This is a genomic window from Paenibacillus sp. P13VS (genome assembly GCF_015143645.1).
Classification (GTDB): domain Bacteria; phylum Bacillota; class Bacilli; order Paenibacillales; family Paenibacillaceae; genus Paenibacillus; species Paenibacillus xylanilyticus_A.
In genome coordinates this window covers 21009-44981 of sequence record NZ_WYEV01000006.1, presented here as the reverse complement: position 1 = coordinate 44981, position 23973 = coordinate 21009, and the positions used below count along the sequence as shown (strand labels likewise).

At 46.3% G+C, this 23973-nt stretch carries 32 protein-coding genes; 29 read left to right on the top strand and 3 right to left on the bottom strand.

Features of this window, described 5'->3' with window-relative positions:
* Positions 1-25 precede the first annotated feature (25 nt).
* The 25 genes from GUA98_RS16370 (at position 26) to GUA98_RS16250 (ending at position 17096) form a co-directional block, all read left to right on the top strand.
* Positions 26-1330, top strand: a complete 1305-nt coding sequence (locus GUA98_RS16370; protein WP_227779720.1) for a phage portal protein — start codon at positions 26-28, stop codon at positions 1328-1330.
* Entirely contained in the window at positions 1260-1880 is a 621-nt protein-coding gene (locus GUA98_RS16365; RefSeq protein WP_193723784.1) for an HK97 family phage prohead protease, read from the top strand. The genes GUA98_RS16370 and GUA98_RS16365 overlap by 71 nt, the downstream gene beginning before the upstream one ends.
* Before the next feature lie 14 nt (positions 1881-1894).
* The gene (locus GUA98_RS16360; protein WP_193723783.1) at positions 1895-3124 is read left to right on the top strand and encodes a phage major capsid protein; all 1230 of its coding nucleotides are present in this window, start codon (positions 1895-1897) and stop codon (positions 3122-3124) included.
* A gap of 52 nt (positions 3125-3176) precedes the next feature.
* Positions 3177-3440, top strand: coding sequence for a hypothetical protein (locus GUA98_RS16355; RefSeq protein ID WP_193723782.1), 264 nt, complete (start codon positions 3177-3179; stop codon positions 3438-3440).
* Positions 3388-3957, top strand: coding sequence for a phage head-tail connector protein (locus tag GUA98_RS16350; protein ID WP_227779719.1), 570 nt, complete (start codon positions 3388-3390; stop codon positions 3955-3957). Before GUA98_RS16355 ends, GUA98_RS16350 begins: the two co-directional genes overlap by 53 nt.
* 9 nt (positions 3958-3966) lie before the next feature.
* A complete protein-coding gene (locus tag GUA98_RS16345) occupies positions 3967-4440 on the top strand; it encodes a hypothetical protein (RefSeq protein WP_193723780.1) in 474 nt (157 codons plus the stop codon).
* A 2-nt stretch (positions 4441-4442) separates the two neighbouring features.
* Positions 4443-4790, top strand: a complete 348-nt coding sequence (locus GUA98_RS16340) for a hypothetical protein (RefSeq protein WP_193723779.1) — start codon at positions 4443-4445, stop codon at positions 4788-4790.
* A complete protein-coding gene (locus GUA98_RS16335) occupies positions 4777-5250 on the top strand; it encodes an LIC_12616 family protein (protein ID WP_193723778.1) in 474 nt (157 codons plus the stop codon). The genes GUA98_RS16340 and GUA98_RS16335 overlap by 14 nt, the downstream gene beginning before the upstream one ends.
* Before the next feature lie 5 nt (positions 5251-5255).
* A complete protein-coding gene (locus GUA98_RS16330) occupies positions 5256-6260 on the top strand; it encodes a DUF3383 family protein (protein WP_193723777.1) in 1005 nt (334 codons plus the stop codon).
* A gap of 15 nt (positions 6261-6275) precedes the next feature.
* Positions 6276-6671, top strand: a complete 396-nt coding sequence (locus tag GUA98_RS16325) for a phage structural protein (protein WP_193723776.1) — start codon at positions 6276-6278, stop codon at positions 6669-6671.
* Between the two features lie 32 nt (positions 6672-6703).
* A complete protein-coding gene (locus GUA98_RS16320) occupies positions 6704-7012 on the top strand; it encodes a hypothetical protein (RefSeq protein ID WP_193723775.1) in 309 nt (102 codons plus the stop codon).
* Complete coding sequence (locus GUA98_RS16315) at positions 6999-7187, top strand: hypothetical protein (protein WP_193723774.1); 189 nt, start codon at positions 6999-7001, stop codon at positions 7185-7187. Before GUA98_RS16320 ends, GUA98_RS16315 begins: the two co-directional genes overlap by 14 nt.
* Positions 7188-7232: 45 nt before the next feature.
* The gene (locus tag GUA98_RS16310; protein WP_193723773.1) at positions 7233-9605 is read left to right on the top strand and encodes a phage tail tape measure protein; all 2373 of its coding nucleotides are present in this window, start codon (positions 7233-7235) and stop codon (positions 9603-9605) included.
* Complete coding sequence (locus GUA98_RS16305; RefSeq protein WP_193723772.1) at positions 9605-10162, top strand: phage baseplate protein; 558 nt, start codon at positions 9605-9607, stop codon at positions 10160-10162. The genes GUA98_RS16310 and GUA98_RS16305 overlap by 1 nt, the downstream gene beginning before the upstream one ends.
* 9 nt (positions 10163-10171) lie before the next feature.
* Positions 10172-10495 (top strand): phage baseplate plug family protein, encoded by a 324-nt coding sequence (locus GUA98_RS16300; RefSeq protein WP_193723771.1) that lies wholly within the window; start codon positions 10172-10174, stop codon positions 10493-10495.
* A complete protein-coding gene (locus GUA98_RS16295) occupies positions 10485-11276 on the top strand; it encodes a phage protein (RefSeq protein WP_193723770.1) in 792 nt (263 codons plus the stop codon). Before GUA98_RS16300 ends, GUA98_RS16295 begins: the two co-directional genes overlap by 11 nt.
* 5 nt (positions 11277-11281) lie before the next feature.
* Positions 11282-11668: a Gp138 family membrane-puncturing spike protein gene (locus tag GUA98_RS16290; protein WP_321573892.1), complete on the top strand. Its 387-nt coding sequence runs from the start codon at positions 11282-11284 to the stop codon at positions 11666-11668.
* On the top strand, positions 11650-12015 hold the full coding sequence (locus tag GUA98_RS16285; protein WP_193723768.1) for a DUF2634 domain-containing protein: 366 nt from the start codon (positions 11650-11652) through the stop codon (positions 12013-12015). The genes GUA98_RS16290 and GUA98_RS16285 overlap by 19 nt, the downstream gene beginning before the upstream one ends.
* Positions 12005-13192 carry a baseplate J/gp47 family protein gene (locus GUA98_RS16280; RefSeq protein ID WP_193723767.1) on the top strand — a complete coding sequence of 396 codons (1188 nt, stop codon included), beginning with the start codon at positions 12005-12007 and terminating at the stop codon, positions 13190-13192. The genes GUA98_RS16285 and GUA98_RS16280 overlap by 11 nt, the downstream gene beginning before the upstream one ends.
* The gene (locus GUA98_RS16275; RefSeq protein ID WP_193723766.1) at positions 13176-13817 is read left to right on the top strand and encodes a hypothetical protein; all 642 of its coding nucleotides are present in this window, start codon (positions 13176-13178) and stop codon (positions 13815-13817) included. The genes GUA98_RS16280 and GUA98_RS16275 overlap by 17 nt, the downstream gene beginning before the upstream one ends.
* 15 nt (positions 13818-13832) lie before the next feature.
* On the top strand, positions 13833-15260 hold the full coding sequence (locus tag GUA98_RS29615; RefSeq protein WP_321573888.1) for a tail fiber protein: 1428 nt from the start codon (positions 13833-13835) through the stop codon (positions 15258-15260).
* A gap of 42 nt (positions 15261-15302) precedes the next feature.
* Positions 15303-15728 (top strand): hypothetical protein, encoded by a 426-nt coding sequence (locus GUA98_RS16265; protein WP_193723765.1) that lies wholly within the window; start codon positions 15303-15305, stop codon positions 15726-15728.
* Between the two features lie 47 nt (positions 15729-15775).
* Entirely contained in the window at positions 15776-15907 is a 132-nt protein-coding gene (locus GUA98_RS29990) for a hypothetical protein (protein WP_265333611.1), read from the top strand.
* A gap of 88 nt (positions 15908-15995) precedes the next feature.
* Positions 15996-16460, top strand: coding sequence for a holin family protein (locus GUA98_RS16255; RefSeq protein WP_193723763.1), 465 nt, complete (start codon positions 15996-15998; stop codon positions 16458-16460).
* A gap of 24 nt (positions 16461-16484) precedes the next feature.
* Positions 16485-17096 (top strand): glycoside hydrolase family protein, encoded by a 612-nt coding sequence (locus GUA98_RS16250; protein WP_193723762.1) that lies wholly within the window; start codon positions 16485-16487, stop codon positions 17094-17096.
* Positions 17097-17154: 58 nt separating this feature from the next.
* Here GUA98_RS16250 and GUA98_RS29610 read toward each other — a convergent pair whose 3' ends face one another.
* Together GUA98_RS29610 and GUA98_RS16245 are read right to left on the bottom strand one after the other, a co-directional pair.
* Positions 17155-17358: a hypothetical protein gene (locus tag GUA98_RS29610; RefSeq protein ID WP_227779718.1), complete on the bottom strand. Its 204-nt coding sequence runs from the start codon at positions 17356-17358 to the stop codon at positions 17155-17157.
* A gap of 19 nt (positions 17359-17377) precedes the next feature.
* A complete protein-coding gene (locus tag GUA98_RS16245) occupies positions 17378-17956 on the bottom strand; it encodes an Ltp family lipoprotein (protein ID WP_227779717.1) in 579 nt (192 codons plus the stop codon).
* A gap of 204 nt (positions 17957-18160) precedes the next feature.
* On the opposite strand from GUA98_RS16245, the gene GUA98_RS16240 reads away from it, so the two are divergent.
* Positions 18161-18964, top strand: a complete 804-nt coding sequence (locus GUA98_RS16240; protein ID WP_193723761.1) for a hypothetical protein — start codon at positions 18161-18163, stop codon at positions 18962-18964.
* Positions 18965-19182: 218 nt separating this feature from the next.
* Here GUA98_RS16240 and GUA98_RS16235 read toward each other — a convergent pair whose 3' ends face one another.
* Positions 19183-19563, bottom strand: coding sequence for an HIT family protein (locus GUA98_RS16235; protein WP_193723760.1), 381 nt, complete (start codon positions 19561-19563; stop codon positions 19183-19185).
* A gap of 220 nt (positions 19564-19783) precedes the next feature.
* Between GUA98_RS16235 and GUA98_RS16230 the strand changes: the two genes are divergently transcribed.
* The 3 genes from GUA98_RS16230 to GUA98_RS16220 all read left to right on the top strand — a co-directional run bounded on the left by GUA98_RS16230 (position 19784) and on the right by GUA98_RS16220 (position 23854).
* Positions 19784-19978, top strand: a complete 195-nt coding sequence (locus GUA98_RS16230; RefSeq protein ID WP_193723759.1) for a hypothetical protein — start codon at positions 19784-19786, stop codon at positions 19976-19978.
* Between the two features lie 99 nt (positions 19979-20077).
* A complete protein-coding gene (locus GUA98_RS16225; protein ID WP_227779716.1) occupies positions 20078-20281 on the top strand; it encodes a hypothetical protein in 204 nt (67 codons plus the stop codon).
* A 651-nt stretch (positions 20282-20932) separates the two neighbouring features.
* The gene (locus tag GUA98_RS16220; protein ID WP_193723757.1) at positions 20933-23854 is read left to right on the top strand and encodes an insulinase family protein; all 2922 of its coding nucleotides are present in this window, start codon (positions 20933-20935) and stop codon (positions 23852-23854) included.
* Positions 23855-23973: the final 119 nt, after the last annotated feature.

The window sequence follows — 23973 nt, the reverse complement described above, 5'->3', positions numbered from 1 at the left end:
GCGGATACCATTTGTTTCAAAGTTTTTGGAGAAGCGAAGCGAATCAAGCGATTTGAAAAATCCCAAACGTTGGCTCTATAACGCTTTGGGTATTCCGATTGGGCGGGGAATTGCTGTTACAGAATCAACGGCTATGCGTTCAACGGCCGTGTTAACTTGCGTCAGGATTCTTTCTGAGACAGTGGCTTCTCTACCCTTGCCTGTATACAAAAGATTAAATCCAAGAGGGAAGGCACGGACCAAGCATAAGGTTTCGGAGCTTCTGCAGAATCGACCCAATCCAAGAATGACGGCATTCACGTTCAGGGAAACCATGATGGCTCACATATTGTTGTGGGGGAACTGTTATGCGGAAATTGAATATGACACAGCCGGGGAACTCGTTGCTCTTTGGCCGATCCCACCTCACAGGGTTGAACACATGGAAACAGCCGAAGGAGATCCGTTCTTCAGAGTCACGACCAAAGACGGAAAACAACATAATGTACCGTTCTATGCCATGTTCCATATACCGGGCCTTGGATTTGATGGAACCAAGGGCGTATCTGTTATTCACTGGGCACGGCAGGCTGTTGAATTAGCACTGGCTACGGAACAATTCGGAGCGGATTTCTTTGAGAATGGAACAAACGTGGGTGCAGTCGCAACGCTTCCTGGTACATTGTCCGATGCAGCATTTGAAAGGCTTCAAAAGTCGCTTCGGGAGAAATACGAAGGGCTTGGAAAGGCTCACCGTCTGATGCTGCTTGAAGAAGGAATGACATTTTCTAAAAACACGATTCCACCGAACGATGCTCAATTTTTGGAGACGAGGAAATTCCAGATACTTGAGATTGCGCGGGTATTTCGTGTTCCTCCACACATGATGGCGGACCTTGAACGGGCTTCCTTTTCCAACATTGAGCAACAGTCCATTGATTTTGTCATTCATACCATACGGCCTTGGCTGATCAGGTGGGAACAGACCATCAACTGGAAGTTGTTTTCACTGAATGAGCAAAAGCGCTTCTTCGCTGAACATCTCGTTGAAGGATTGCTTCGCGGGGATTCAACTGCGCGGGCAGCCTTTTACAAGGAAATGTTCATGATCGGTGTCTACTCACAAAATGACATTCGGGAGAAAGAAAACGACAACCCAATTGAAGGTGGAGACAGATATTTTGTTCCGCTCAATATGTTGCCATTAGATATGTTGGACGAGTATTACAAAAATCAGAATAAACCTGATCCTATTCCACCGGAAGGAGGTGATAACGAAGATGGGGAACAAGACGAAAGAACAACGGGAACTGATTCTACCGGAGAGTCGGCCGGAGGTTCGGAAAGTTGATGGAGAACCGACAAAAATCATTGGTTACGCCGTGAGGTGGGACCAGTTATCACATCCGATTTTTGGCATGTTCCAAGAACGTTTTAAGCGAGGAGCATTTGCGGCCAGTTTGATTAACCCGGATGTCTATGCATCGTGGCAACATGACGCACGTGAGATTTTAGGACGCACACCGGGAACGTTGCTTGTAACTGAGGATGATATTGGACTGAGATATGAAATCACGCCTCCGAGTTGGGCGGAAAAATATGTGGAGACGATCGAGCGCGGAGACGTGCGGGGGTCGTCTTTTATTTTTCGCCCAACCAAGGAAGAGTGGGACGAAACAAACCCAGATATGCCGATTCGGTCTGTTATTGAAGCTGAATTATTCGAAGTTAGCCCGGTAACGACTCCGGCCTATCCTCAGTCCTCTGTGGGTATTCGCTCAGCTGAGGAAGTATTCCAAGAAAGAACGGGCGACGATGACACATTGCTGGGCTACACCGACGAAGAGTTAGACATGATCATGCTTGAACATGACATGAGAATGAGAAAATTGAACCTATAAGGGAGATGGATTGCTTGAAAAATCTTATCGAATTGAGAAAAAAACTGGCTGCAAAGAAAGAGGAAATGCGTTCACTGATCGTATTGGCTCAGACGGAAAAGCGCGGCTTTACTGATGATGAAGAAACAAACTTTACTACCATGGAAGCAGAGGCCCGTTCTTTGGAAGATGAAATCAAACTGGAAGAACGCGCCCAACAGTTTGCCATGGGTGGCAGCGGCTCAAAACATACACCTGAAGATCCAGCTCATGAAAGTGAGTTCCGCAGCTTGGGAGAGTTGATTTCTTGCTACCGTTCGGACCCGTATGACCCACGTTTGAAAGAGTATCGGGAAATGGCTGCAGGAACAAAAGCTTCAGGCGGGGTTTTCGTGCCTCCTAAGTTCTCGGCGCAATTGTTTGAAATCACGCCAGAAGAAGCAGTGGTTCGTCCACGTGCATTGGTTATTCCGGCTGATGAAAATGCTCCTGACTCCAGCACTACATTCCCTGCACTTGATCAGGGTGCCGGTTCCAACATGTATGGCGGCGTAGAGGTAAACTGGATCGGTGAAGGTGACGAAAAACCTGAGACAAGCGCTAAATTCAGAGACCTGACTTTGACGCCTCATGAGGTTGCAGCTCATATCGTTGTTACAGACAAGCTTTTGCGAAACGCTCCGGCAGTAAACACCATCATCACAAAGTTGTTCAGAGGTGCAATTGCTGCAGCTGAAGACGATGCGTTCTTGTACGGTAGCGGAACTGGTAAGCCAAGCGGCGCGATGGTGTCACCAGCTGCCATTACAGTGGCACGTAAAACAGCGAACCTGATCACCTATGCTGATATTGTTGCCATGATTGCTCAGGCCAAGCTTGGCGGTGCATTGATCTGGGCTGCATCCCAATCTATCTTGCCACAACTCCTGACAATGAAGGATGAAGCGGGGAATCTGATCTTCCAACCGAACGTTGCTGATAAGATGACAGGTACTCTTCTGGGTTACCCAATCCGATTCAAAGAGAATGCACCAATTCTTGGTGAAGAAGGCGACCTGGTACTTGCAGACATGGGTTACTACCTGATCAAGGATGGTTCCGGTATCTTTATCCAAGCTTCCGAACATCCATTGTTCAAACAAAATAAAACAATTATCAAAGCCTTCTGGAACGTGGATGGTAAGCCATGGGTTAACGGTCCTTTCGAGATGAAAAACGGTTATCAGGTTTCGCCGTTCATCAAATTGGGCATCCCAACGCCTTAATTAACATAATCATGTGGCCCGGTCTACCGGGCCTAACAGGAGGGAAACTTGCATGGCTGCTAAAAGTGAAGAACTGAATTACACGGTTATTGCTGCTTTTAACGATCAGAAAACCGATACCGTTATTAAACCGGGCGAACTATATTCTGCAGATCAGAAGCGTGCCAATAAACTGAAGGCTGAGGGCGTCATTGCTGAGGATGACGAAGGACAAGCTTTGCCAAAACAAACAAAGGCAGCTGCTTCAGATAAAACAAAAGCTGATGACGATACGGCAGGCGGTGCTTCTGATGCTGACGACACTGCAAAGAGCTAAAAGAATGTTGTCCATTCCGCTGGACGACACTTCACAGGATCTTTATTTACTGTCTGCATTGGCTGCAGCCTCTGAATGGATTGAACGGGAGTGTAATCGGAGCTTTGAATACAAGACATACCAACAAACGTTGGACGGTCCTGGAACCCAGTTCCTCCGGCTTCGAAACTTCCCGATTCATTCGGTATCCAAACTGAGCATTCACGACAACGAACAGCGGATCGATTCTTTCAAGATCGAATCAGAAAACGGCATGCTGTTTAAGCGTTCTGGCTGGCCTTGTGGGGCACGTCTTATCGAAGTGGAATATTTAGCTGGATATATCCTTCCAAGCGACGAGACGGGCGCTCCGGAGTCTACACTGCCACAGAAATATGAATTGGCCTGTGTCCTGCTTGCCCAAACGCTAATGAGGGAACAAGGCGTAACCAGTGAGCGGGTTGGAAATATATCCGTAACCTACAAGGATGAGGGCCGAAGCCTGCCGGGTGCAGTCAAGGCTCTTATTCAGTTGTGAGGTGAGATCATGGCAAGAAGACGGCGAAGCGTGCGGCGTGCGAACGTGTCTTACACCGGGGATATGGATTTATCCGTTCTCGTGGAGCGGGTCCGGCCACTCGTGGACCAAGAGGTGGTTATTGGGGTTCAGGGAGATGCAGAACTGGCTATGATTGCAGGCGTTCACGAGTTTGGATCGGCCAAGATGAACATTCCGGCCCGGTCTTTTATTGGCACAGGTAAAAAGAAAGCACAGGCAGCCATTGCCAAGCTTGTGCGGCAGGGAGTCAATGAAATCGCCTTGGGTGAACGTTCCGTTGATTCACTGTTGCAGGAGATTGGAGAATTGGGTCAGCAACGTGTGGTCAAGAACTTTGACCGGATCAAGCAGCCGGGGCTTTCTGCGATCTATGCCAGATACAAAAAGGGCAAAAAACTGTTGATTGCGGACATGGACTTACGAGATTCTATCGTGTTCAAGGTTCGCCGGAAGGGCGGATAAGCATGAGGTTTAGATTTCGCGGAACGCTACGCAAATATGAGCGTCCATATACGCTTATTCGTGAAATTGACGGCTATTATGATTCAGTTGGTGTATATCAACCGCCTGAAGCCCAGAATACGCCGCTGAGAGGTTCTATCCAGCCGTTAGGGGATAAGTTAACCCAATCGGACGGAGGGCGCTATACAGAGGATGACAGGCTGTTATTGACAACGTTCCGTCATCAATCCGGGGATGTTGTAGAACATGAGGGAAAACAGTACACCGTTGAAACCGATTCGGATTGGAATCAGTACAGCGATGTCAACGAATACAAGTTAAAGCGGGTGAGTACACATGATCCCGTTTGAGGATATCCGGAAAGTCATGATTGAGGGCTTGTCTGCCGCGATGAGCGTCCCAGTTATAGAGATCGATGGCACGGGAAAGGTTCCTAAATATCCGTTCCTCACCTATGACTTTACCGATGAGGGAAGTCCACGCGGACATATGGCCGTAACCGTGGAAGACAACAAAACAATCCATACCGGAACCGTGGTGCTGAGCGCGACGTTTCAAAGCTATGCCAAAACACGGCTTGATAGCGTCAATTTGGCGAACCGGGCAAGGGATTGGTTTGAAACTGCAGGCCATAGGCTGCTGAAGGATAACGTCAATGTGGTTGTCGTGGATGTTGGAGCAACAACCAATACAGATGTCCAGCTGGGCACGGAATGGGAACGCCGGAACGGATTCGAAGTTGATTTCCGGACCGTTAACATAATCGAAGAAGAATATACACCGATTGAATCGGTGAATGTGAGGGGTTGAGACCATTGGCAAAAGACGTAAATGTCATTATTGAAATTGAAACACCTACGCCGCGCCTTGGGTTTGGTAAGCCATTGATCCTGGGTTCAGCTGCTACGGCTAAGCCGTACAAAACATACACGGATCTGGCAAGCGTCAAACTGGATTACACCGAAACCACCGAAGAATACAAGGCAGCATATGCGCTTTTGAATCAGGGGGATAATTCTCCTGCAGAGATTGCTATTGCTAGGCAGAAAACTGGCACGGAGCCAGAGACAATTGACGATGTGCTGGGGCGTTTGTGGAAAGAAGATTGGTATTTCCTGATTACCACAACCACACAACAAGCGGATGTGGATGCTTTTGCGGCGGCGATTGAACAGAACAACTCAAGGCAGTATTTTACGCGTTCTTCCACGGCTGCGGATGTCGCCTTATTGTTGGCGAAAAATTATAGCCGGACTACGGCTTTCTATCATACGGATATTTCGAATTATCCAGAAGCTGCATGGGTTGGCCGGGCTGGTTCTGCTCCTGTTGGATCTGTGACATGGAAATTCAAGTATCTGCAGGGCATTGCGCCACTTGATATTACAGACACGGAGCTGCGTGAGATCCATGCTGCAGGTGCTAATACGTATGTGACCAAAGCCGGACAGAATCAAACATCTGAAGGTAAAACCTTGTCCGGTGAATGGATCGATGTCATTCACTCCAAGGATTACATCCGATTCAACATCGAATATGCCATTCAAAGGCTGTTTGCCAATACCGATAAAGTGAGCTTTACAGATACGGGGATTGCACAATTGGAGAGTGCAACACGGACCGTGCTTCAGCAAGGCTTCAATCAAGGCATCATTGCTGAGGATGAAGACGGACAGCCAATGTATGGGACAACATTCCAAACCCGTGCCCAAACTGATCCAGCTGACCGAGCAAAACGGAATTACAACGGCGGGACATTTTGGTTCGACTTGGCAGGGGCAATTCATGAAACTACTATTCGCGGCGTAATCCGCAAATAAGGAGGATTATCAACTATGGCAGCAACAACATACGATTCCAAGGCCGTCAGCGTTATCGTTGGCGGTGTTTATCTTACCGGATTTTCGGAGGATATGGTTGAGGTAGAGAAGGATGAAGATAACTTCGAGGTGAAGGTAGGCGCTCAAGGCGATACCGTCCGGACGAAAGTCAATAATCCACTCGGCACAGCTACCGTTACGTTACAGCAGACAAGCCCACAGGTGGCCTATCTGGATGGACTAGCGAATAGCGGAAAACTGGTTCCGGTCACGATCATCAATGCTGGACCACCGAAGGAGACCATCACCGTTACAGAAGCATTCATCAAAAAGCCTGCTTCTCGGACTTATGGCAATGAAGCTGAGGACCGAGAGTATGAGTTTGTGTTGATGGATATGTTGTTCAGCTAATTAAAAATCAAAATAGAAAAGGATGATATCTCATGTCAAACTTCGCACAAAAACAATTTACTACTAAAGCAGGCAATGTGTTTACATTCCAGTTCCCAGGTGTTCGACAAGTCGCCAAGATTGGAGACCGCATTAAGAACAAACATGGTGTCGCTCAGGATGAACGATTGATTGAAGAAATGCTTGCGCATGTGGTCGTTGAACCCAAGCAAAAAGTGGATGATTTCAAGGGTCCGACAGGATATAAGGAACTTGTGGAAGTCGTAAGCTCTGCCTACGCTTTTATTACAGGTAACGATGAGACGGACGATTCCGAGGAAGAGTCCAATGAAACTGAGTAAATCCCAAGCGCGAGAGCGTGCCACACAAAACTGGGCGCTCTGGCGATTGCTGCTGTCTGACATGTCGATCACGTACAGTGACCTGGACAACATGGACCCGGATGATATTGCCGAAGCCAATGCAGCACTTGATATTCATATCGAACAACAAAAGAAGAATGAGAAACGGAAATAGGCGTCCATTGCGGGCGTCTTTTCTGTTTTAAGGGGGCGGTTTGAGGTGGCAGGCGGTATCATTGGCAACCTCATGTTTGCCGTTGGATTTAAGCTAAACACCAAGGGTTTGGACGAAGGAAACAAGAAAATTTCCACTCTGACCAAAGGTGTTGTGGGCTTGGGTGCTGCTGGTGTCGCTGCGATGGCCGGGTTAGGCATTGCGGGTATTGCTGCAGCAACAGAGTTTGAGAGATCCATGTCTGACATTCAGAGTGCCACGGGAATGGCAGCGGATCAGATGGAGGCAACCAGAGACGTTGCCAAGAATTTGTACAGCCAGAACTTTGGTGAAGATTGGGCGGATCTGGGCGGGGCCATTTCCACGGTTCAGCAAGTCACCGGGCAGACAGGCGATCAGTTGGAGGACACCACGCGAAGTGCGTTATTGCTCAGAGATGCGTTTGGGTTCGAAATCAATGAATCTGTGAAATCAGTGGATACCATGATGAAACAGTTTGGTATCACTTCCGAACAGGCCTATGATTTGCTTGCACAAGGTGCCCAGAAGGGATTAAACAAGTCAGATGAGCTGATGGATAGTGCGAACGAATACGCAAACCAGTTTAAGTCGCTAGGATTCAGTGCTGACGAGATGTTTGACGTATTTGCAGCCGGTTCGGCTGAAGGTGTTTTCCAACTGGACAAAGTCGGGGATGCGGTCAAGGAATTTAACATCCGGGCCAAGGATGGAAGCAAGACATCCATTGAAGCGTTCGAGATGCTAGGCCTTAATGCAGATACGATGATGCACACGTTCGCCAAAGGTGGACCACAGGCCAAAGCGGCGTTCTCACAAATTCTGCAGATGATTTCTGATGTGGAAGACCCTGTTCTAAAAAATCAGATTGGTGTATCGCTCTTGGGTACGCAGTTTGAAGATTTAGAGGCCACGGTTGTTGAGGGAATGGGCAGAGCAACAAGTCAGTTCAGTTCAACGGGTGATGCACTGGCGGAGTTAAACAAGATTAAGTTTGAGAAACCCGGTGAAGCCTTCCAGATGTTTGGCAGGCAGATTGAAACCAGCATTTTGATACCGATTGGCGAAAAACTCCTGCCTTACTTTAATCAGTTTGGTCAGTGGATGGCTGATCATCAACCACAGATTGAGGCGGTTGGTAATGCCATTGGTGACGGCATAGGTGCTGCACTGGATTGGACTGGCGACGCAGTAAAATTCGTCTATGACAAATTTAATGAGCTGGTTCCGAAGATCATTGAGTTCAAAGATAATGCGGTTTCCACGTTCCAAGATTTCAAGAAAACATTAGAGGATAACCAAGGCACGATTGGGGCAGTGGTCGGAATTGTTACAACATTACTGCTTCCAGCACTAGTCCAAACAGGTATTCAAGCCATGATAACAGGTGCGAGAATGACAGGGGCGTTTTTGTTGTCCAAGGCACAAATGATAGCTAATGCTGCTGTAATGACTGGGCAAATGGTCCTTTCAATGGTTCGATATGTTATCCAAGGTTGGGCTGTTGTGGCATCGATTACAGCGACCATTGTCGCTTGGACTGCTCAAAAGGCCGTTATGGTTATTTCTACCGCTGCGTCTTGGGCTATGACGGCAGCTCAGTGGGCCATGAATGCGGCATTCCTTGCCAACCCAATCACATGGGTTGTTCTGGCTATCATAGCGGTGATTGTTATAGCTATTGCTGTATTCAAGAACTGGGGAGCTATTAAAGATTGGTTAGTTTCCAAGTGGCAAGCACTCAAATCCGGAACCGTCTCAATATTCCAATCGATTGGGAATTTCATCAAGAACATGTTCACAGGCTTGGTCAACGCTGTTAAGACGAAAGCCACGGCCATGTGGGATGGAATCAAGTCGATTTGGGACCGGATCACTGGATTCCTTTCAGGGATTAACCTCTTTGATATCGGCCGTAACATCATTGAAGGTATGGTGAACGGGATCAGCAGCATGGCAAACGCTGTGGTTGATAAGGTGAAGGACATCGGTAACAGCATCACGGATAAGATCAAGGGCATTTTGGGCATTCACTCACCGTCACGTGTCATGATGGAAGTTGGTTTCTTTACAGGTGAAGGTTTGGCACGAGGGATTGAAAACACTCAAGGACGTGTATCTGCTGCATCGGCTGATGTGACGGAAGAGATCGTTCCAGATGTAAATGGTCCATCGGCTTTAGCTCCTGCCAAATCTCTCGCTCCTGCACGCTATCCTGAAGCCGCGGCATCACAGAACGCAGCATTTAAGTTTGATGTCAATATCGATATCAAGGCAGATGGCGCTTCAGCTTCTGTGGCTTCCGATGTTGCATCTGAGGTAAAACGTCAGGTTCAGGCCATCATTGATGAGGCATTCCGGCGTATGGGGCTACCATCACCGGAATTGGAGGGAATCTAATGGCTAAAGTAGATGGACATTACATTTTGGTTGAGCAAGAAAGCCCAACCTTTGATGTGGACATTACCACGCAGCCTGTAGAAAAAGATATCGACATGACGGACCATGTTCAGCGGAAAGCTAGGACGATGGGCATTACAGGCGTGGTGGCCGGGTCAGGTGCTTCCAAGATACTCGCGTATCTTAAAAAGGCATCTGATTCCGGACAGATTGTTAAATATGTTGGCCGTATGGCCTTTACAGGGATCATTTCCGGACTGGCAACCGGACATACAAATCAGATTGCTGATGGTTATACGATATCTTTCACATTGACGGAGGTACGTATTGCCAAGTCATCGTACTCGGCTAAGCTGCCCACGCCTGTTAAAGCCCAAACAGTCAAAATAGTCAATTCGGGCACCAAGCAGACGAAGGACAAGACATCCAGTTCCAAGGATAAGACCAAGGACAAGACGAAAGACAAAACCAAGGATAAATCCAAGTCTTCTAAAACGAAAAAGGCCAAAGAACCCGTAAAGAAAGTGAAGTTTAAACCTGATAGCCCTTGGGCATAGGGAGGCATTATGGAATACATCGATATCGAAAAGGATCTGATACCCTACCGATTTGATATATCGCTTGAGGATGAGATTTTCACATTTGAGGTGCATTATAATCAGCAGTTCGATTATTTTACAGTGGATCTTGAAAAAGATGGGGAAACGTTGGTCACTGGCGAAAAGCTGGTCTACGGGACGACCCTATTTTATGACGTCATGGACAACCGGTTCCCAAAGGTGCCGATTGTTCCTTACGATCAGTCCGAAACGGAAAACACAGTGAACTGGCGGACGCTCTCCGAGAGCGTCTTTTTATATTTGATCGAAGGTGATGAGGATGAAGAATAACTTTGGCCGTGTAGTTGAAGTCATGACTGAGGGCATGAAATTTTCGATGGACAGTTACAACATTGAAGGTTCTATTCCCTTTGATAATGATCCTCTACCGAATGAGGCTGAAATTAAAATTTGGAACCTCTCTGATACAACCCTAAACAACATCAAGCGGGGCAAGGTTTTGATAGTCAATGCCGGATACAAGGGAGACATCGGAGTAATCTTGCATGGCTATATATCCGATGTCCTCACGGCATGGTCAGGCGTGGACAAGATTACAACAATCCGTGTGCTTGACGGTGTGGATCTGTCCAAGCGTCAGGTAAAGGAAATAGCCTATGCTAAAAACACTTTAGGAAGTGCAATTATCAAGCAAATGGCCAATTACATTGGTTTGCCTATCGCTCAAATGGAACTGAATCAGGACTACAGATACCAGGACGGATACAGCGCCAAGGGTGCGGTAACTGAAATTATATCCAAGGTGTGCAAAGACTGCGGGACAAGCTGCTATATCAACAAAGGAAAGCTATATATCCGAAGCCTACGCCGGGGAGCTGACGAATTGTTCAAGCTCAATTCGGATACAGGATTGATCGGGACGCCTGCAGCATTTGAGCAGAGCGGGGCCAAGGGTTACAACCTTTCATCTCAGCTACAATACCGGATTACTACGGCTTCAGCCATTGATCTGAAAAGCCGGGCTTTCTCGGGCAGGCTCCATGTCCGGAGTGGTTCCCACACGTTTAGCCGTACCGGAGATTTCAAGACAGATATGGAGGCGATCATTTGAGCAAAGTGGATCCGGCTGCGGCCATGGCTAAGCTGCTTCAGTCGCTGATTGATAAAGCTATGTCTGATATCCATTGTGGTACACCTTGTAAAGTCATCAAGTTTGACGAGGCAACTTGTACGGCTGACGTGCAGCCCTTGATTCGGACGACATCGGATGATCCAGCTATGATTCTGAATGCTCAGGCATTGGGGCACAGATACAAGGTGGATGGCGTAGAGAAGGAGTACAAGCCATCTCTGCATCCCGGGGATGTCGTCATGGTGCAATTTGCAGATAACGAGATCCGAAACGCCTTAACAGGCGCTGTGGCTTCTCCGGATACAGACCGGGCACATGATCGGAACGACGCTGTTATTGTGGGGGTGTTTGGATGCAGTCTCTCAAGTTAGAAAATGGAGATATTCAGTTTGACGATACAGGCGAGCTGCTGTTGGTGGAAGAAACCGAAGAGCTCGCCCAGTGCTGTGAAATTGGACTCGGTACCCGAACGGGGGAATGGTTCCTAAACCCGGATTTAGGGATTGATTTTGATCTGTTCAGAGGCAAGGATGTCAACGAGGAAGAAATGCGCGACGAGCTGAACCGGGCGCTATTGGAAGATGAACGTATCGAGAGTGTGGAGGAAATCACCTTCAGCATTGACCGGAGGGCTAGGGTAATGACAGTTGCTTTTGTAGCTACTGGCACCAATGGTGAGATTGTGGAGCAAGAGGGGGTGGAAATCGGTGTTGGATGAAACAGGATTTAAACGGAAACGGTTTGCTGATCTGTTCGAGGAAATGGAGGACAAGGCCAAGGAAGCATGGGGCGACAAAGTGAACACAGGTGAGAAATCGCCTCTTGGTATCATTTTGCGGCTTGTCGCTTGGTTTTTAGCAATCCTTCATGAGCTGGCAGAGAAAGTTTACTTCAGCGGTTTTGTAAACACAGCTGAGGGGAGAAGTTTGGACCGACTCGGCCCATATGTGGGGGCAACCCGTGTGCTGGACCAATACGCGGTGGGTACAGCAACGCTTACGGGAACGCCGGGGTACACACAAGCTGAGGGCTTCCTAATTGCCACAGAGGGAGACGTACAATTCGAGACACTAGAACCAGCGGTGTTCGATGCTGCAGGCAAGGCTACAGTGCCTATAGAGGCCATGGAGTCAGGCACAAGCGGCAACGTAGCTGCAGGGCTTATCACAGTCATTGTGAATCCCAATCCTGATGTTACTGCGGTGACCAATGCTGCAGCTACGTCAGGCGGTCGGGCCAAGCAGACGGACCCGGAATTTAGGGAGCTATTCGCGCTTTCTGTAGCGGGTGGTGGTTCAGCTACTGGGGATAGTATTCGGGGTTCCGTCCTTCGCGTGACAGGGGTTCGGGCTGCTGCAGTCATTGAAAATAAAACAAAGGATACAGACTCTGCTGGACGGCCTCCGAAGTCCTATCAGGTGTATGTACTTGGTGGTGAGGACCACGACATAGCTGAGGCTATATTTGCTGTGGGTTCGGCTGGAATTGAATCCTATGGAGATACAACCGTAGTTTTAAAGGATCTGAGCGGTAACGAACAGCCTGTATCCTTTTCCCGTGCAGAGGTGGTGCCGATTCATATCAAAGCCCATGTATTTAAAACGGCAGCTTATCCGGCAGACGGGGATAGACAAGTGGTTTCAGCACTCGCACAGTTTATTGGGGGTACCGATGCGGACGGCACAGTCTATGCGGGGCTGAGTATGAACGATGACGTTATCCTAATGCGTCTGGTATCAGCCATATACAAGATTGCAGGGGTCGAGGATGTATCCTTGGAGCTGTCGCAGGACGGGCAGACATACACGGCTGGAAATATCCCAATCGAGGTATTCCAAGTTGCTCAGACGGCAGCTGATTGGATCGAGGTGGTAACCAATGATTTCAGCAGCTGATTTAATCCGGAAATTAACGGATGTCTTTACCAAGAATCCAGACAGTAACATTGGAAAGCTGCTTCGAATCGTCAGCGAACCCATGAATGAGTTAAAACAGGATTTTGAAAAAATTGAGACGTGGCGGGACATTGATGAGGCCAAGGGAACAACGCTGGATCTGATCGGCGGAAATGTGGGCCAGAAACGCGGCGCTGCTTCTGACGATGTGTATCGCATCATGATCAAGTCCAAGATTGCCCGGAACCTGAGTAAAGGGGACGTGAACACGATTATCCGGGTTATTGCATTGGCCGTGGGTGCCAATTACTCGGATATCAAGATTCAGCAGAAATTTCATGACCCAGTAGATCCGGAACCGGCTGGCATTTCCTTGATGCAGCTTCCTCTCGAGCGATTGGCTTCATCTGGAATTGAACTGAATCAGTTTGTACAAATCATTTCTAAGACCGTGGCAGGCGGCGTTAGTGTGCAAAGCATTGAGCTGCAGGGGACATTCGAATTTGGAGGACTTCCAGAAACTTACGATCCAGCAACGGGGTTTGGTGACGTTGACGACGATTCCATTGGTGGCAGTCTTGGCGCTGTATATCAAGCTGGAACGGAAACAGATTTACCGATTTAGAAAGGGGGCCATAACGTGGCATTTACACAAAAACTTCCTGAATGGAACGCACCTGGTGTGGAGCCTTCAGAATCGCAGAAACAGACGGGATTTCAACCAGGCATGAAGCCACCAGCTCAGTGGTTCAACTGGCATCTGAATTGGAGTTACTTGGCGTTGAAGGAGCTGCAGGAGAAGGCAGTAGAAAAAAGCTATGTGGATGCAGAACTTGGAACGATCCAATCGGACATTCAGCAGCTTCAAGAGGATGTCCAAAACGCTGACATACCGGATGCGTCCCTTACAGTAAAAGGTAAGGTGAGATTATCCAATAAGACGGATGGAACGTCACAAACGGATGCAGCAACTGAAAAGGCGGTCAACGATGCAAGGTTGGCGGCGGCCACAGATGCGACAACAAAGGCGAACGCAGCGGAGACGAACGCAAAGAACTATGCAAACACCAATTTCCGTAAACCATCTGAACTACTCAGGGCGAATCTTGTTAAAAACTCATCAGCAACACTAGGGATGCAGTATTGGACGTCCAACGGAGTACGTGCGTGGACCCCTTATATGAACCAAACCGTGGAAGGATTTTTCGGAGTAGATACGCGTACACCTATAACTTCTAGCGAATACGCCACGTTGAGTAGCGAGTCTATAGGTGTTAGCCCCGGATCGTATTATCGTCTACAAGCTATGTTCCATACAATAGACTCCGATACTGACTCGGCTATCTACATTGAAGTAGTTAACGCAGCGTCTCCGAATAATGTTCTCGGACAATTGGTTGCAGATGTGCGCACATGGTGGCATAGAAAGAGTTTAGCGGTATTAATACCATCAGGAGTAACTGCGGTATTTGTAAGGCTTGTTGCGCACAAGATACCCGCCAGCATGACTGTAGGTTTTGCTAGGATAGCACTCATCGAAGGTTCTGAAGATCTTCCTTATTCACAGGAACGTGATATCAGAGCGCTTTACGAGCAAAACGAACTGGTAAAGCAATCTGGCGTTGATGCGAAGAACGGCATTGTGGGTGCCATTAACGCCAAGGGTGGTAGTGCATCCACATCTGATCCATGGGCAACGTTGTCAACAAAGATTGGCCAGATTCAAACACCGAAATATGCCACGGGAACTCTCAGAACAACTAATGTCAACTCATACCCTTTTATAGCTTTGAACGGCAACAGTGTATATGGTGGTGAATTCGTCGTTACCGGGTTAACCTTCAAACCCAAGGTGATAATTATTTATAGGGAACCAATAACAAGTGCTGACGGTGATAATCTTGTTACCAGTTACACAGATAAAGCTTCTTTCGGCGGCTTTACGTTCGTTTACACCTACAGAACTAATTATAGAATTGACGGGACTTATGCTTATGTTACAGCAAACGGATTTAGGTTTCCTAATTACAGCGGCGGCGTAGATATGACTTGGCACGCATGGGGGTAATTGAAAGATGACCACATACAGATTTCTGAGGAGGTTTTTTAGTTGCATATAGGGATGAAAATTTATTACGACTTGCATACCGGAAATGTAATATTGAACACCGGGGAACGTAGCGGGGACGTTGTGCAAACAACACGGGAGCAAGATTTTGAAGTGTATTCCTCTTTAGCGGAACGTATTCCCGAAACAGTGGGAATGTTGGAATTGGATTATGGAGCTTATGCTGCTGATCGAGCAGAAGGCGGCATGATTACCCGTATAGATCTAGAAACAATGGAACCGCTCTTTACGTATCCAGATCCCGTTGACCCAGAGGCACCACAGGAACCACGTCCAGCACTCAGCAAACAGGTAGAGGCTTTGGAACAGGAAACGTTGCTCCTGAAGGCACAGAGTGGGGCATTGTCTGAGCGTGCTGATTTTGTAGAGGATGTCATTGCTGAAATGGCCGTTCAGGTTTACGAATGATCCGGCGGTTCATCACATGGTTATTCCTGAAAGGAGGTGACACAGACATGATGGCTATGTTTTTTGCACAGCGTGTAATCTTGGGTAAAACCGAGTACAAAGCGGTACCCACTACACTGAAACCAGACGTTAAAGAGATCCTTACTGACAGCGGACTTGAATTTCTAATCACTGAGTAACAAGCGTTCCGATAATCGGAGCGCTATTTTTATGCCCACTGGAGTGGTCAGGGGGCTTTTCTATTTCATAGAGAGAAGAGGAAGCGGGATGAACGAGGGGATATCTAATGTCATTAAAATGGTATCGGCAGCTGTAGGGGCTGGCACCGGATACTTATTTGGAGGTTGGAACATGTTGATACATTTACTTTTAATTTTGGTTGTTGTGGACTGGTTGACAGGATGGGCAGCTGCTTGGATCAAGCACGAGCTGCGCAGCCGGGTGGGTTTTGAAGGTATCGCAAGAAAGGCGGCTATCTTCCTTATTGTGACGATTTCCCACTATATTGACTTAGCTTGGGGTAATACTGGATATATTCAGGATGCCGTGGTCTTTTTCTATATCGCTAATGAGTTATTATCAGTAATTGAAAATGCTGGACGTATGGGCTTACCTATGCCGGACGCACTCCGGAATGCGGTGAAGATATTTGAATCCAAATCTTCTGTACCGACAAATCCGAACCTACCAGATCCGCCACAAGATGATACGACTCAAAAGCCAGCAGTCTAATTAATGAATGGAGTGTAATAGATAATGCGGAAAATATCAAATGCAGGCATTAAATTAATCAAATCATTTGAAGGCTGCAAACTCACGGCATATAAACCCGTTACCACTGAACAATATTGGACAATTGGGTGGGGGCATTACGGAGCGGATGTAAAACAAGGTATGACCATCACACAGGCCCAGGCTGACGCTATGCTTTTGTCTGACCTGGCTAAATACGAAGCTTATGTAAATAATCCTTCTTATGTCCCAGTTGCGGACAAGCTCACTCAGAATCAATTTGATGCACTTACAAGCTTTTGTTACAATACAGGACCCGCGAACCTGAAAAAGCTATGTAACGACCGCACAATATCCCAAATTGCTGCAAGTATTACCAAGTACAATAAGGCAGGGGGGAAGGTTCTAAATGGTCTGGTGCGGCGTAGACAGGCCGAGCTTGACCTGTTTAACACTCCTGATACGAAAGAAGCAGAAGACAAAGTAACAGCTATCGTCAATGGTAATCAGATTGAGGGTGCAATTTTAGTCGATGGCACAGTACTTATTCCATTACGTGCTGCAGGCGATAATATTCCCGGTTCCAAGATCAGTTGGGATCAGAAGACGAAAACAGCAACATTGGTTACGCCGTAATCCCAAGCGCTTGGAAATACAAAAGCCCTATCAGCACGCAGCTGGCAGGGCTTTATTTTTATTTGAACAGCTTCTTGATGACAGAGAAGATATCGAACGTTGTTTTTCTGTAGACCTTGTTATATACAGCCTTCTTTGGATCCCGTAGCCAACCATAACCACGAGGCATTTTGAGTCCGGACCGATGTATGATTTGACGCTTGATACTGGATCGGGCCGATATTCTCTTTTTCAGGCTGGGCTTCCGGAATCCGAATTTCATTCAATGCACCGCCGATCTGTTATTTTAAATTGGCTACTGCGTATTTAGCTTCTTCCTTGGTGAACTTCTCGCCGTAGTCAGATATCAGTTGATCGTAAATGGCGGAATCAGACATATTCATTGATTCAGCGTAAGATTGAGCTTTCTTTAAAGCTGCTTGCTTCCAATCAAAATCAATGTTATCAATGGCATATTGTGCAGCTTCCTTTGGAAAGTTTTCGCCATATTCAGAGGTCAATTGGTCGTAAACACCGGCTTTGGACATGTTCATAACTTCCGCATAAGTGATTGCTTTTTCTAGTGCAGCCTTGTGCTCTCTTGGCACACTATTTGCTTCAGCTTCCTTTTTAGCTAATTCTGCAGCAGCGGCATCATCTTTTGCTTTCTGTTCTTCTTCAGCTTTCTTCTCAGCTTCAGCTTTCTCTTTATCAGCAGCCGTTAGTTCTGTCGATGTTTTTTCTGTTTTAGGCTGTGCTGTGGCTTGGGATGAAGGCTCAGTGGCTTTGGTTTCTTTTTCTCCGAGATTACCAATTGCCCCAATAACAAAGATAATAGCGAGCCAGAACCACCACTTCTTATAAATCGGTTTCTTGTTCAAGGTACTTCCTCCTATGTAATAGATAAAGATAGTCTATCAGACCTAGGTAAATGTTTCTAGATATTTTGGAACAATTTACAATATGGGCGAAATGAGTTATTATGTATTTATAATCCGAAAGCATCGGTAAAGCCTCTGCAGTGTGTTCTGCGGAGGCTTTTTTGATGATGAGAATATATAAATTTTTCTCTAAGGGGAAATGGAATGCCTAATTATGTGAAATTTAAGAGGGAAAAGGTTGATAGCTGTAATATTTGTCTACAGAAGAGGCAACTGACCTGGGATCATATTCCTCCAAAAGGTGGAATTGAATTCACTGAGGTTGAACAATGGAATATTATGCAGCACATGGTTGAAAAAAACACAAAACACATTCCGTCTCAAAACGGAGTGAAGTACAGGACCTTGTGTCAAGAGTGTAATAACAGCCTTTTAGGTGCTCAATATGATCCTGTTATTAACTCTTTTGCCGAGGATGTTGGTCAATATCTAAAAAGTTCACTAATAATTCCCGAAGTAATCAGATTCAAGACTAAGCCAATCAAGATTGTTAAAGCTGTTTTAGGTCATTTACTTGCCGCAAAGGGAGAGCTTTCTTTTTCAAACCAAGACGTTGCCTTTAGGGAGTACTTGCTAGATCCTGAAATGAAAGTACCTCAAGGATATAAGGTTTTCTATTGGATTTATCCTTTTAATAATATAAGAATTATGCAAAATTTTAGTATGATGAAAGTTTATGGACCTGAGAGCGGAAGACATGGTATGTTCAGTATGTTGAAATACTTACCCATAGCTTATTTAGTTACGGATCTTGAGTATTACGAAGGTCTAGACGAGCTTACTCAATATTGTGTAGATGTTCCCGATACTGAGATAGAAATACCTATTAGGTTAAATGACCTGAAAAATCAAGTTTGGCCTGAAGTAAATGACGATAATGTACTTCTTACTGGGGATGACATAGGGGTTTTTGCTAAACCTAAAATCAGAATGATTAAACGACGTTAAATAAATAAGAAGGTTCTGTTGGCTTGAGTAGTTGCGTGAAAAATCCAGACCATACGAATACCTTAGTCGGTCGGGCAGTGAGCCTTGGCGGACATTCTTATTAATATATCTAAACATAATATTATAACTAACTTGGAGTAGGAGGAAAAAGCCTCGCTACTCCTCTTGTATATCAAATGTAAAAACTCTTAGCTATTGAACTAACGTTTCCCGTTAGCTTAATCAGCCTTTTTTTGGTTCTTAAGAAGGTACCGAATTCCCTTTCCTGCCATTACTTCATCGGCATACCGCGGAATTACATGTAAATGAGAGTGGAAAATATGTTGTCCACCCACATGACCACAGTTCCAACCAACATTGTAGCCTTCTGGTTTATAATTCTTATCCAAATATAGCTTAACTTCTTGAAGTAAATGATATGTTGCATCCCATTCATCTTGAGTTAAATCAAATACGGTTTCCCTATGTGCTTTAGGTACAATAATGCCAGCGCCTTTTATTTCTTGCTCTTTGAGCAAAGTATATAAGCATTTTTCATTGCTAATGATTACTTCATGACTAAGGTCATCAATAATATTGCAATAAGGACAGTTAATCAAACGTGCACCTCCAGATTAGAAAAATGATGTACTTTCATTATTCTTCTAAGCAATATTTTTTCCTCTTTTTTCATTAACCTGCCCGTTAGCTTAATGACCAAGTCATTAAGTGCAGAAAATACCTAGTCGCTTGACTGGGTATTTTTTCTGTTGAATAAAGAACTAATGTTCGTATATACTGATAAAGCAAACAAGTGTTCTGTTATTTGGAGGGATGAACATGCCAGTAAAATACCTGGGTTGGTTGGTCGAAATCATATATGAGGATCAAAGCGGGAAGATTACAAAAAGGCGGATACAAGTCAAAAGCATTCGATCCGGTCTCATTAAGGCAGATGATCTATTGTCTGGTGAGCCACGGACATTCAAGGAATCGGGATTACTGGCGTGTCATCCGCTTAAGACGACAGCATAGGGGGTAGGTCAGATGCTAAATGACTATGAGCGGAAAGTTCTGAGGATTTTATATAACTATAAAGGAATACGGCGACGATTTCCCACGATTCATGAGCTGATGATAAAGACTGGAAGAGGAAAAGCAGACATAGTGTCTGCTCTGAACGGTCTGGTTGCTGCGAATTACATAACGTGGGAAAGCAAATCCGATACCAATAATATTGTTATTCTGGAGGGTTGGGAGCGGGAATCTGATCAGCCTAAAATCCCTCAAGCTGCGCCAGCCCGACCAAATGATCTGAGTTATTGGACTGAATATTAAAATGATGAGCAAAACTGATCGGTAACGGATTAAATGAATGAATCATCCAGAATGAATGGCGTGTTAAGCCAATTAGGGATCAATAGCAAAACCCTTGCGCAGATTTTGACTTCTGCACAAGGGTTAGACAAGCTCTCAAAGTTGTTTTGCCATCCTCAATTTTGCTTGAGTAAACTAGGGGGATAGCTGGGGACAAATTGGGGACAGACTGTAGGTCAAGCTATAGAAATCAGTCCAAATTAGTCCAATAAGCTAATGACATGAATCCTTGATATGACTGCATTTTATCCTTTCATTCCATTCTATATCAATCGAAGCATATGTCTTAAAATCCTGCGGTAGGTGACTACCGTACCGGTTCGATCCCGGTCCTCGGCATCCTTATGAAGAAGATCGCATGACGCTTGTTGAACAAGCTGTCGATGCGATCTTTTTTTATACACATTTTTAGCATATTGAATAGAAATCCCCTGCCTTTCGGGTTCATAAACTGAAATTGTACATAATACATATCAGGAGATGTCTAGTTGCCTCTGGCTATAAGTTAGGAAGACATGAAACGATGGTGTATACTATCCATAGGCATAAATTACCTTTATCTTGCGGAACTCAAGGAAGCAAAATAAATTTCTTTTGATGGAGGATCAGCATATGTTGAAACAACTTCAGCCTTACCAGGTTTTACAGGAACGCAGGATGGAGGAACTGAAATCAGATGGTTACCTGCTTGAACACAAAAAGTCAGGTGCCAGAATTGTGGTTTTATCCAACGAGGATGACAACAAAGTATTCAGTATCGGGTTTAGAACACCTCCGAGTGACAATACAGGTGTACCTCATATTTTGGAGCATTCCGTACTGTGCGGCTCCAAGAAGTTCCCGGCAAAGGACTCCTTCGTGGAGCTGTTGAAGGGTTCACTGAATACCTTCCTGAATGCAATGACGTACCCGGACAAAACGATCTACCCGATCGCCAGCCGCAATGATCATGACTTCCACAACTTGATGGATATTTATCTGGATGCGGTACTGAACACCAATATTTACGAGAACGAGAAAATATTCCTGCAAGAGGGCTGGAACTACAATCTGTCCTCGCCAGAGGATGAATTGACATATAACGGTGTGGTGTATAACGAGATGAAAGGGGCATTTTCCTCACCGGAGCGTGTTGTACGCAGAGCCGTCCTGAATTCTCTTTTCCCGGATACCACCTATTCCTGCGAGTCTGGAGGCATTCCGGATGAGATCACGGATCTGACCTACCAGGGCTTGCTCGATTTCCACACGAAATACTATCATCCTTCGAACAGCTACATATACCTGTACGGCGATATGGATATGGAAGAGAAGTTGAAATGGCTGGATGAAACCTATCTGAACCAGTACGATCGGATCGAGACTGACTCGGAGATTGGGGTACAGGAAGCCTTCAGCGAGCGGGTGGATGTGGTCAAAACCTATTCCGCGGGAAGTACCGAGTCGGAAGTGGATAACAGCTTTTTGACGTATAATGCCGTCATTGGAACCACGCTTGATCAGGAATTGAACATTGCATTTCAAATATTGCAGTATGCCCTTCTGAGTGCGCCAGGAGCTGTTCTGAAGCAGGCACTGCTGGATAAGGGAATTGCCAAAGAAGTCTATGGCTCGTATGACGACAGCTTGTATCAGCCGGTACTGACCATCGGTTTGAAGAAGAGTAACCTGGAGAGCAAGCAGGTATTTTTGGATACAGTGCAGGAAGTGCTTCAGCGTGTGGTGAAGGAAGGAATCGATCCCAAGGCACTGCTTGCGGGCATTAACTCCTATGAATTCAACCATCGTGAAGCTGACTTTGGAAGAATGCCGAAAGGGCTCATCTATGGCTTCTACACGCTTCAGAGCTGGCTCTATGATGATCAGGCGCCATTTGCGCACCTGGAGGCCAATGACGTATTTGCAACGCTGCGAACCAAAATGAATGAAGGATACTTCGAGCAGTTGATTGAGCAGTATTTGCTGCAAAATACACATACCTCATTTGTTGCCGTGACTCCGGATAAAGGGCTGAATCAGCGGAAGGAAGAGGCGCTGCGTACCCGGTTGAAATCCTATCAGTCCAGTCTGAATGAGGCCGAAATCGCAGAATTGGTACAAAAAACGAAAGAGCTTGCGGATTATCAAAATGAGCCTTCGACCAAAGAACAACAGCAGGTTATCCCGACCTTGTCGAATGAAGATATCGAACCCAAGGCATCCACCCTGTACCAAACCCTGAAGACGGTAGAGGGCACAACGATCCTGCATCACAATCTATACACCAACGGAATTGGTTATCTGAAGCTATTATTTGATGTCAAAGAGATACCGCAGCATCTGCTGCCTTATGCCGGTCTGCTGAAAAGTGTACTCGGTTATGTGGATACGAAGAATTTCTCGTTCAACGAGTTATCCAATGAAATCCATATCCACTCTGGCGGAATCAGTGCAAGCGTAGGTGCGAGTGCTGATGCGAAACAGTATAACGCGTACCGGGCTCACTTTGAATTCGGGGCGAAGGTTTTGTACAGCAAGCTGGGATTTGCGTTTGACATGATCAAAGAGATCATTCTGACTTCCCGCTTCGACGACTCGAAGCGCTTGTATGAGATCATTTCCCAACTGAAGGGGCAATTGCAGCGCAGCTTGATCAACAGTGGACATTCTGCGGCCATGGGCAGATCCTCTGCCAAACATTCAGCGGTGGCTGCCTTCCGGGAAGCTGTGAGTGGAATCGCCTTTTATCAATGGCTTGAAGAGCTCCAGGCGAACTATGATGAGAGAAAAGAAGAGCTTGCCGCTCGTCTTCAAGAATTGACAGGCATGATCTTCAGACCTGAACTGCTGCTTGTCAGCTATACCGCAGATGAGAAAGGGTATGAAGGATTGGAGCAGCAGGTGTCTGACCTGAAATCCAAGCTGTATACACATGATGTGGCGAAGGAGCAAGCTGAATTCCAAGAGGTTCATCATAATGAGGGCTTCAAGTCCCCTTCGGAAGTGCAATATGTCGTTCAGACAGGCAATTTCCTTACCAAGGGCTTCCAGTATACAGGCTCGCTGCGGGTTCTTCAGGGAATCCTGTCTCTTGATTATCTGTGGACGAATATCCGGGCCAAGGGTGGTGCCTACGGCTGCATGAGTGGTTTTAGACGCAATGGAGACAGCTATCTGGCCTCATACAGAGACCCTAACCTGGAGAAAACGTACAAAGTGTATGAAGACATTCCGCAGTATTTGCAAAATTTCAAAGCGGATGAACGTGAAATGACGCGGTATATTATCGGTGCCATCCAGGATCTGGACACCCCGAGAACACCATATTCGGAAGGGAACTTCTCACTGGAATGCTATTTGTCCAACGTTACCGAAGCAGATCTGCAGCAGGAGCGTGATGAAGTGCTGAGCACAACGGAAGCCCATATCGTTGATTCGGCTGCCCTCGTAGCTGCAATTCTGGAACAAGGCAATCGCTGCGTTGTCGGCAATGAAAGCAAGATCGAAGAGCAAGGCTTCCTATTCGACGAAACGCTGGATCTGATCAAGTACTAAGCCAAAGTAGTACATGAGTTTACGCAAATTGGAAGCATGAACATAAAACGGGTCCCCGGTTGGTATAGCCATCTGGGGGCTCGTTTTTTAGTTTATAGCTCATGAAAATGGCTTATAGA

What these genes read in the sequence shown, in the direction of transcription:
- GUA98_RS16285 (WP_193723768.1), top strand. Translation starts at nt 11,650, where the DNA reads ATGCAGTCTCTCAAGTTAGAAAATGGAGATATTCAGTTTGACGATACA.
- GUA98_RS16295 (WP_193723770.1), top strand. Translation starts at nt 10,485, where the DNA reads ATGAAGAATAACTTTGGCCGTGTAGTTGAAGTCATGACTGAGGGCATG.
- GUA98_RS16335 (WP_193723778.1), top strand. Translation starts at nt 4,777, where the DNA reads ATGATCCCGTTTGAGGATATCCGGAAAGTCATGATTGAGGGCTTGTCT.
- GUA98_RS16230 (WP_193723759.1), top strand. Translation starts at nt 19,784, where the DNA reads ATGCCAGTAAAATACCTGGGTTGGTTGGTCGAAATCATATATGAGGAT.
- GUA98_RS16250 (WP_193723762.1), top strand. Translation starts at nt 16,485, where the DNA reads ATGCGGAAAATATCAAATGCAGGCATTAAATTAATCAAATCATTTGAA.
- GUA98_RS16350 (WP_227779719.1), top strand. Translation starts at nt 3,388, where the DNA reads ATGACGATACGGCAGGCGGTGCTTCTGATGCTGACGACACTGCAAAGA.
- GUA98_RS16225 (WP_227779716.1), top strand. Translation starts at nt 20,078, where the DNA reads ATGATAAAGACTGGAAGAGGAAAAGCAGACATAGTGTCTGCTCTGAAC.
- GUA98_RS29990 (WP_265333611.1), top strand. Translation starts at nt 15,776, where the DNA reads ATGATGGCTATGTTTTTTGCACAGCGTGTAATCTTGGGTAAAACCGAG.
- GUA98_RS16320 (WP_193723775.1), top strand. Translation starts at nt 6,704, where the DNA reads ATGTCAAACTTCGCACAAAAACAATTTACTACTAAAGCAGGCAATGTG.
- GUA98_RS16220 (WP_193723757.1), top strand. Translation starts at nt 20,933, where the DNA reads ATGTTGAAACAACTTCAGCCTTACCAGGTTTTACAGGAACGCAGGATG.
- GUA98_RS16255 (WP_193723763.1), top strand. Translation starts at nt 15,996, where the DNA reads ATGAACGAGGGGATATCTAATGTCATTAAAATGGTATCGGCAGCTGTA.
- GUA98_RS16355 (WP_193723782.1), top strand. Translation starts at nt 3,177, where the DNA reads ATGGCTGCTAAAAGTGAAGAACTGAATTACACGGTTATTGCTGCTTTT.
- GUA98_RS16325 (WP_193723776.1), top strand. Translation starts at nt 6,276, where the DNA reads ATGGCAGCAACAACATACGATTCCAAGGCCGTCAGCGTTATCGTTGGC.
- GUA98_RS16275 (WP_193723766.1), top strand. Translation starts at nt 13,176, where the DNA reads ATGATTTCAGCAGCTGATTTAATCCGGAAATTAACGGATGTCTTTACC.
- GUA98_RS16365 (WP_193723784.1), top strand. Translation starts at nt 1,260, where the DNA reads ATGGGGAACAAGACGAAAGAACAACGGGAACTGATTCTACCGGAGAGT.
- GUA98_RS16300 (WP_193723771.1), top strand. Translation starts at nt 10,172, where the DNA reads ATGGAATACATCGATATCGAAAAGGATCTGATACCCTACCGATTTGAT.
- GUA98_RS16345 (WP_193723780.1), top strand. Translation starts at nt 3,967, where the DNA reads ATGGCAAGAAGACGGCGAAGCGTGCGGCGTGCGAACGTGTCTTACACC.
- GUA98_RS16240 (WP_193723761.1), top strand. Translation starts at nt 18,161, where the DNA reads ATGCCTAATTATGTGAAATTTAAGAGGGAAAAGGTTGATAGCTGTAAT.
- GUA98_RS16340 (WP_193723779.1), top strand. Translation starts at nt 4,443, where the DNA reads ATGAGGTTTAGATTTCGCGGAACGCTACGCAAATATGAGCGTCCATAT.
- GUA98_RS16305 (WP_193723772.1), top strand. Translation starts at nt 9,605, where the DNA reads ATGGCTAAAGTAGATGGACATTACATTTTGGTTGAGCAAGAAAGCCCA.
- GUA98_RS29610 (WP_227779718.1), bottom strand. Translation starts at nt 17,358, where the DNA reads ATGAAATTCGGATTCCGGAAGCCCAGCCTGAAAAAGAGAATATCGGCC.
- GUA98_RS16315 (WP_193723774.1), top strand. Translation starts at nt 6,999, where the DNA reads ATGAAACTGAGTAAATCCCAAGCGCGAGAGCGTGCCACACAAAACTGG.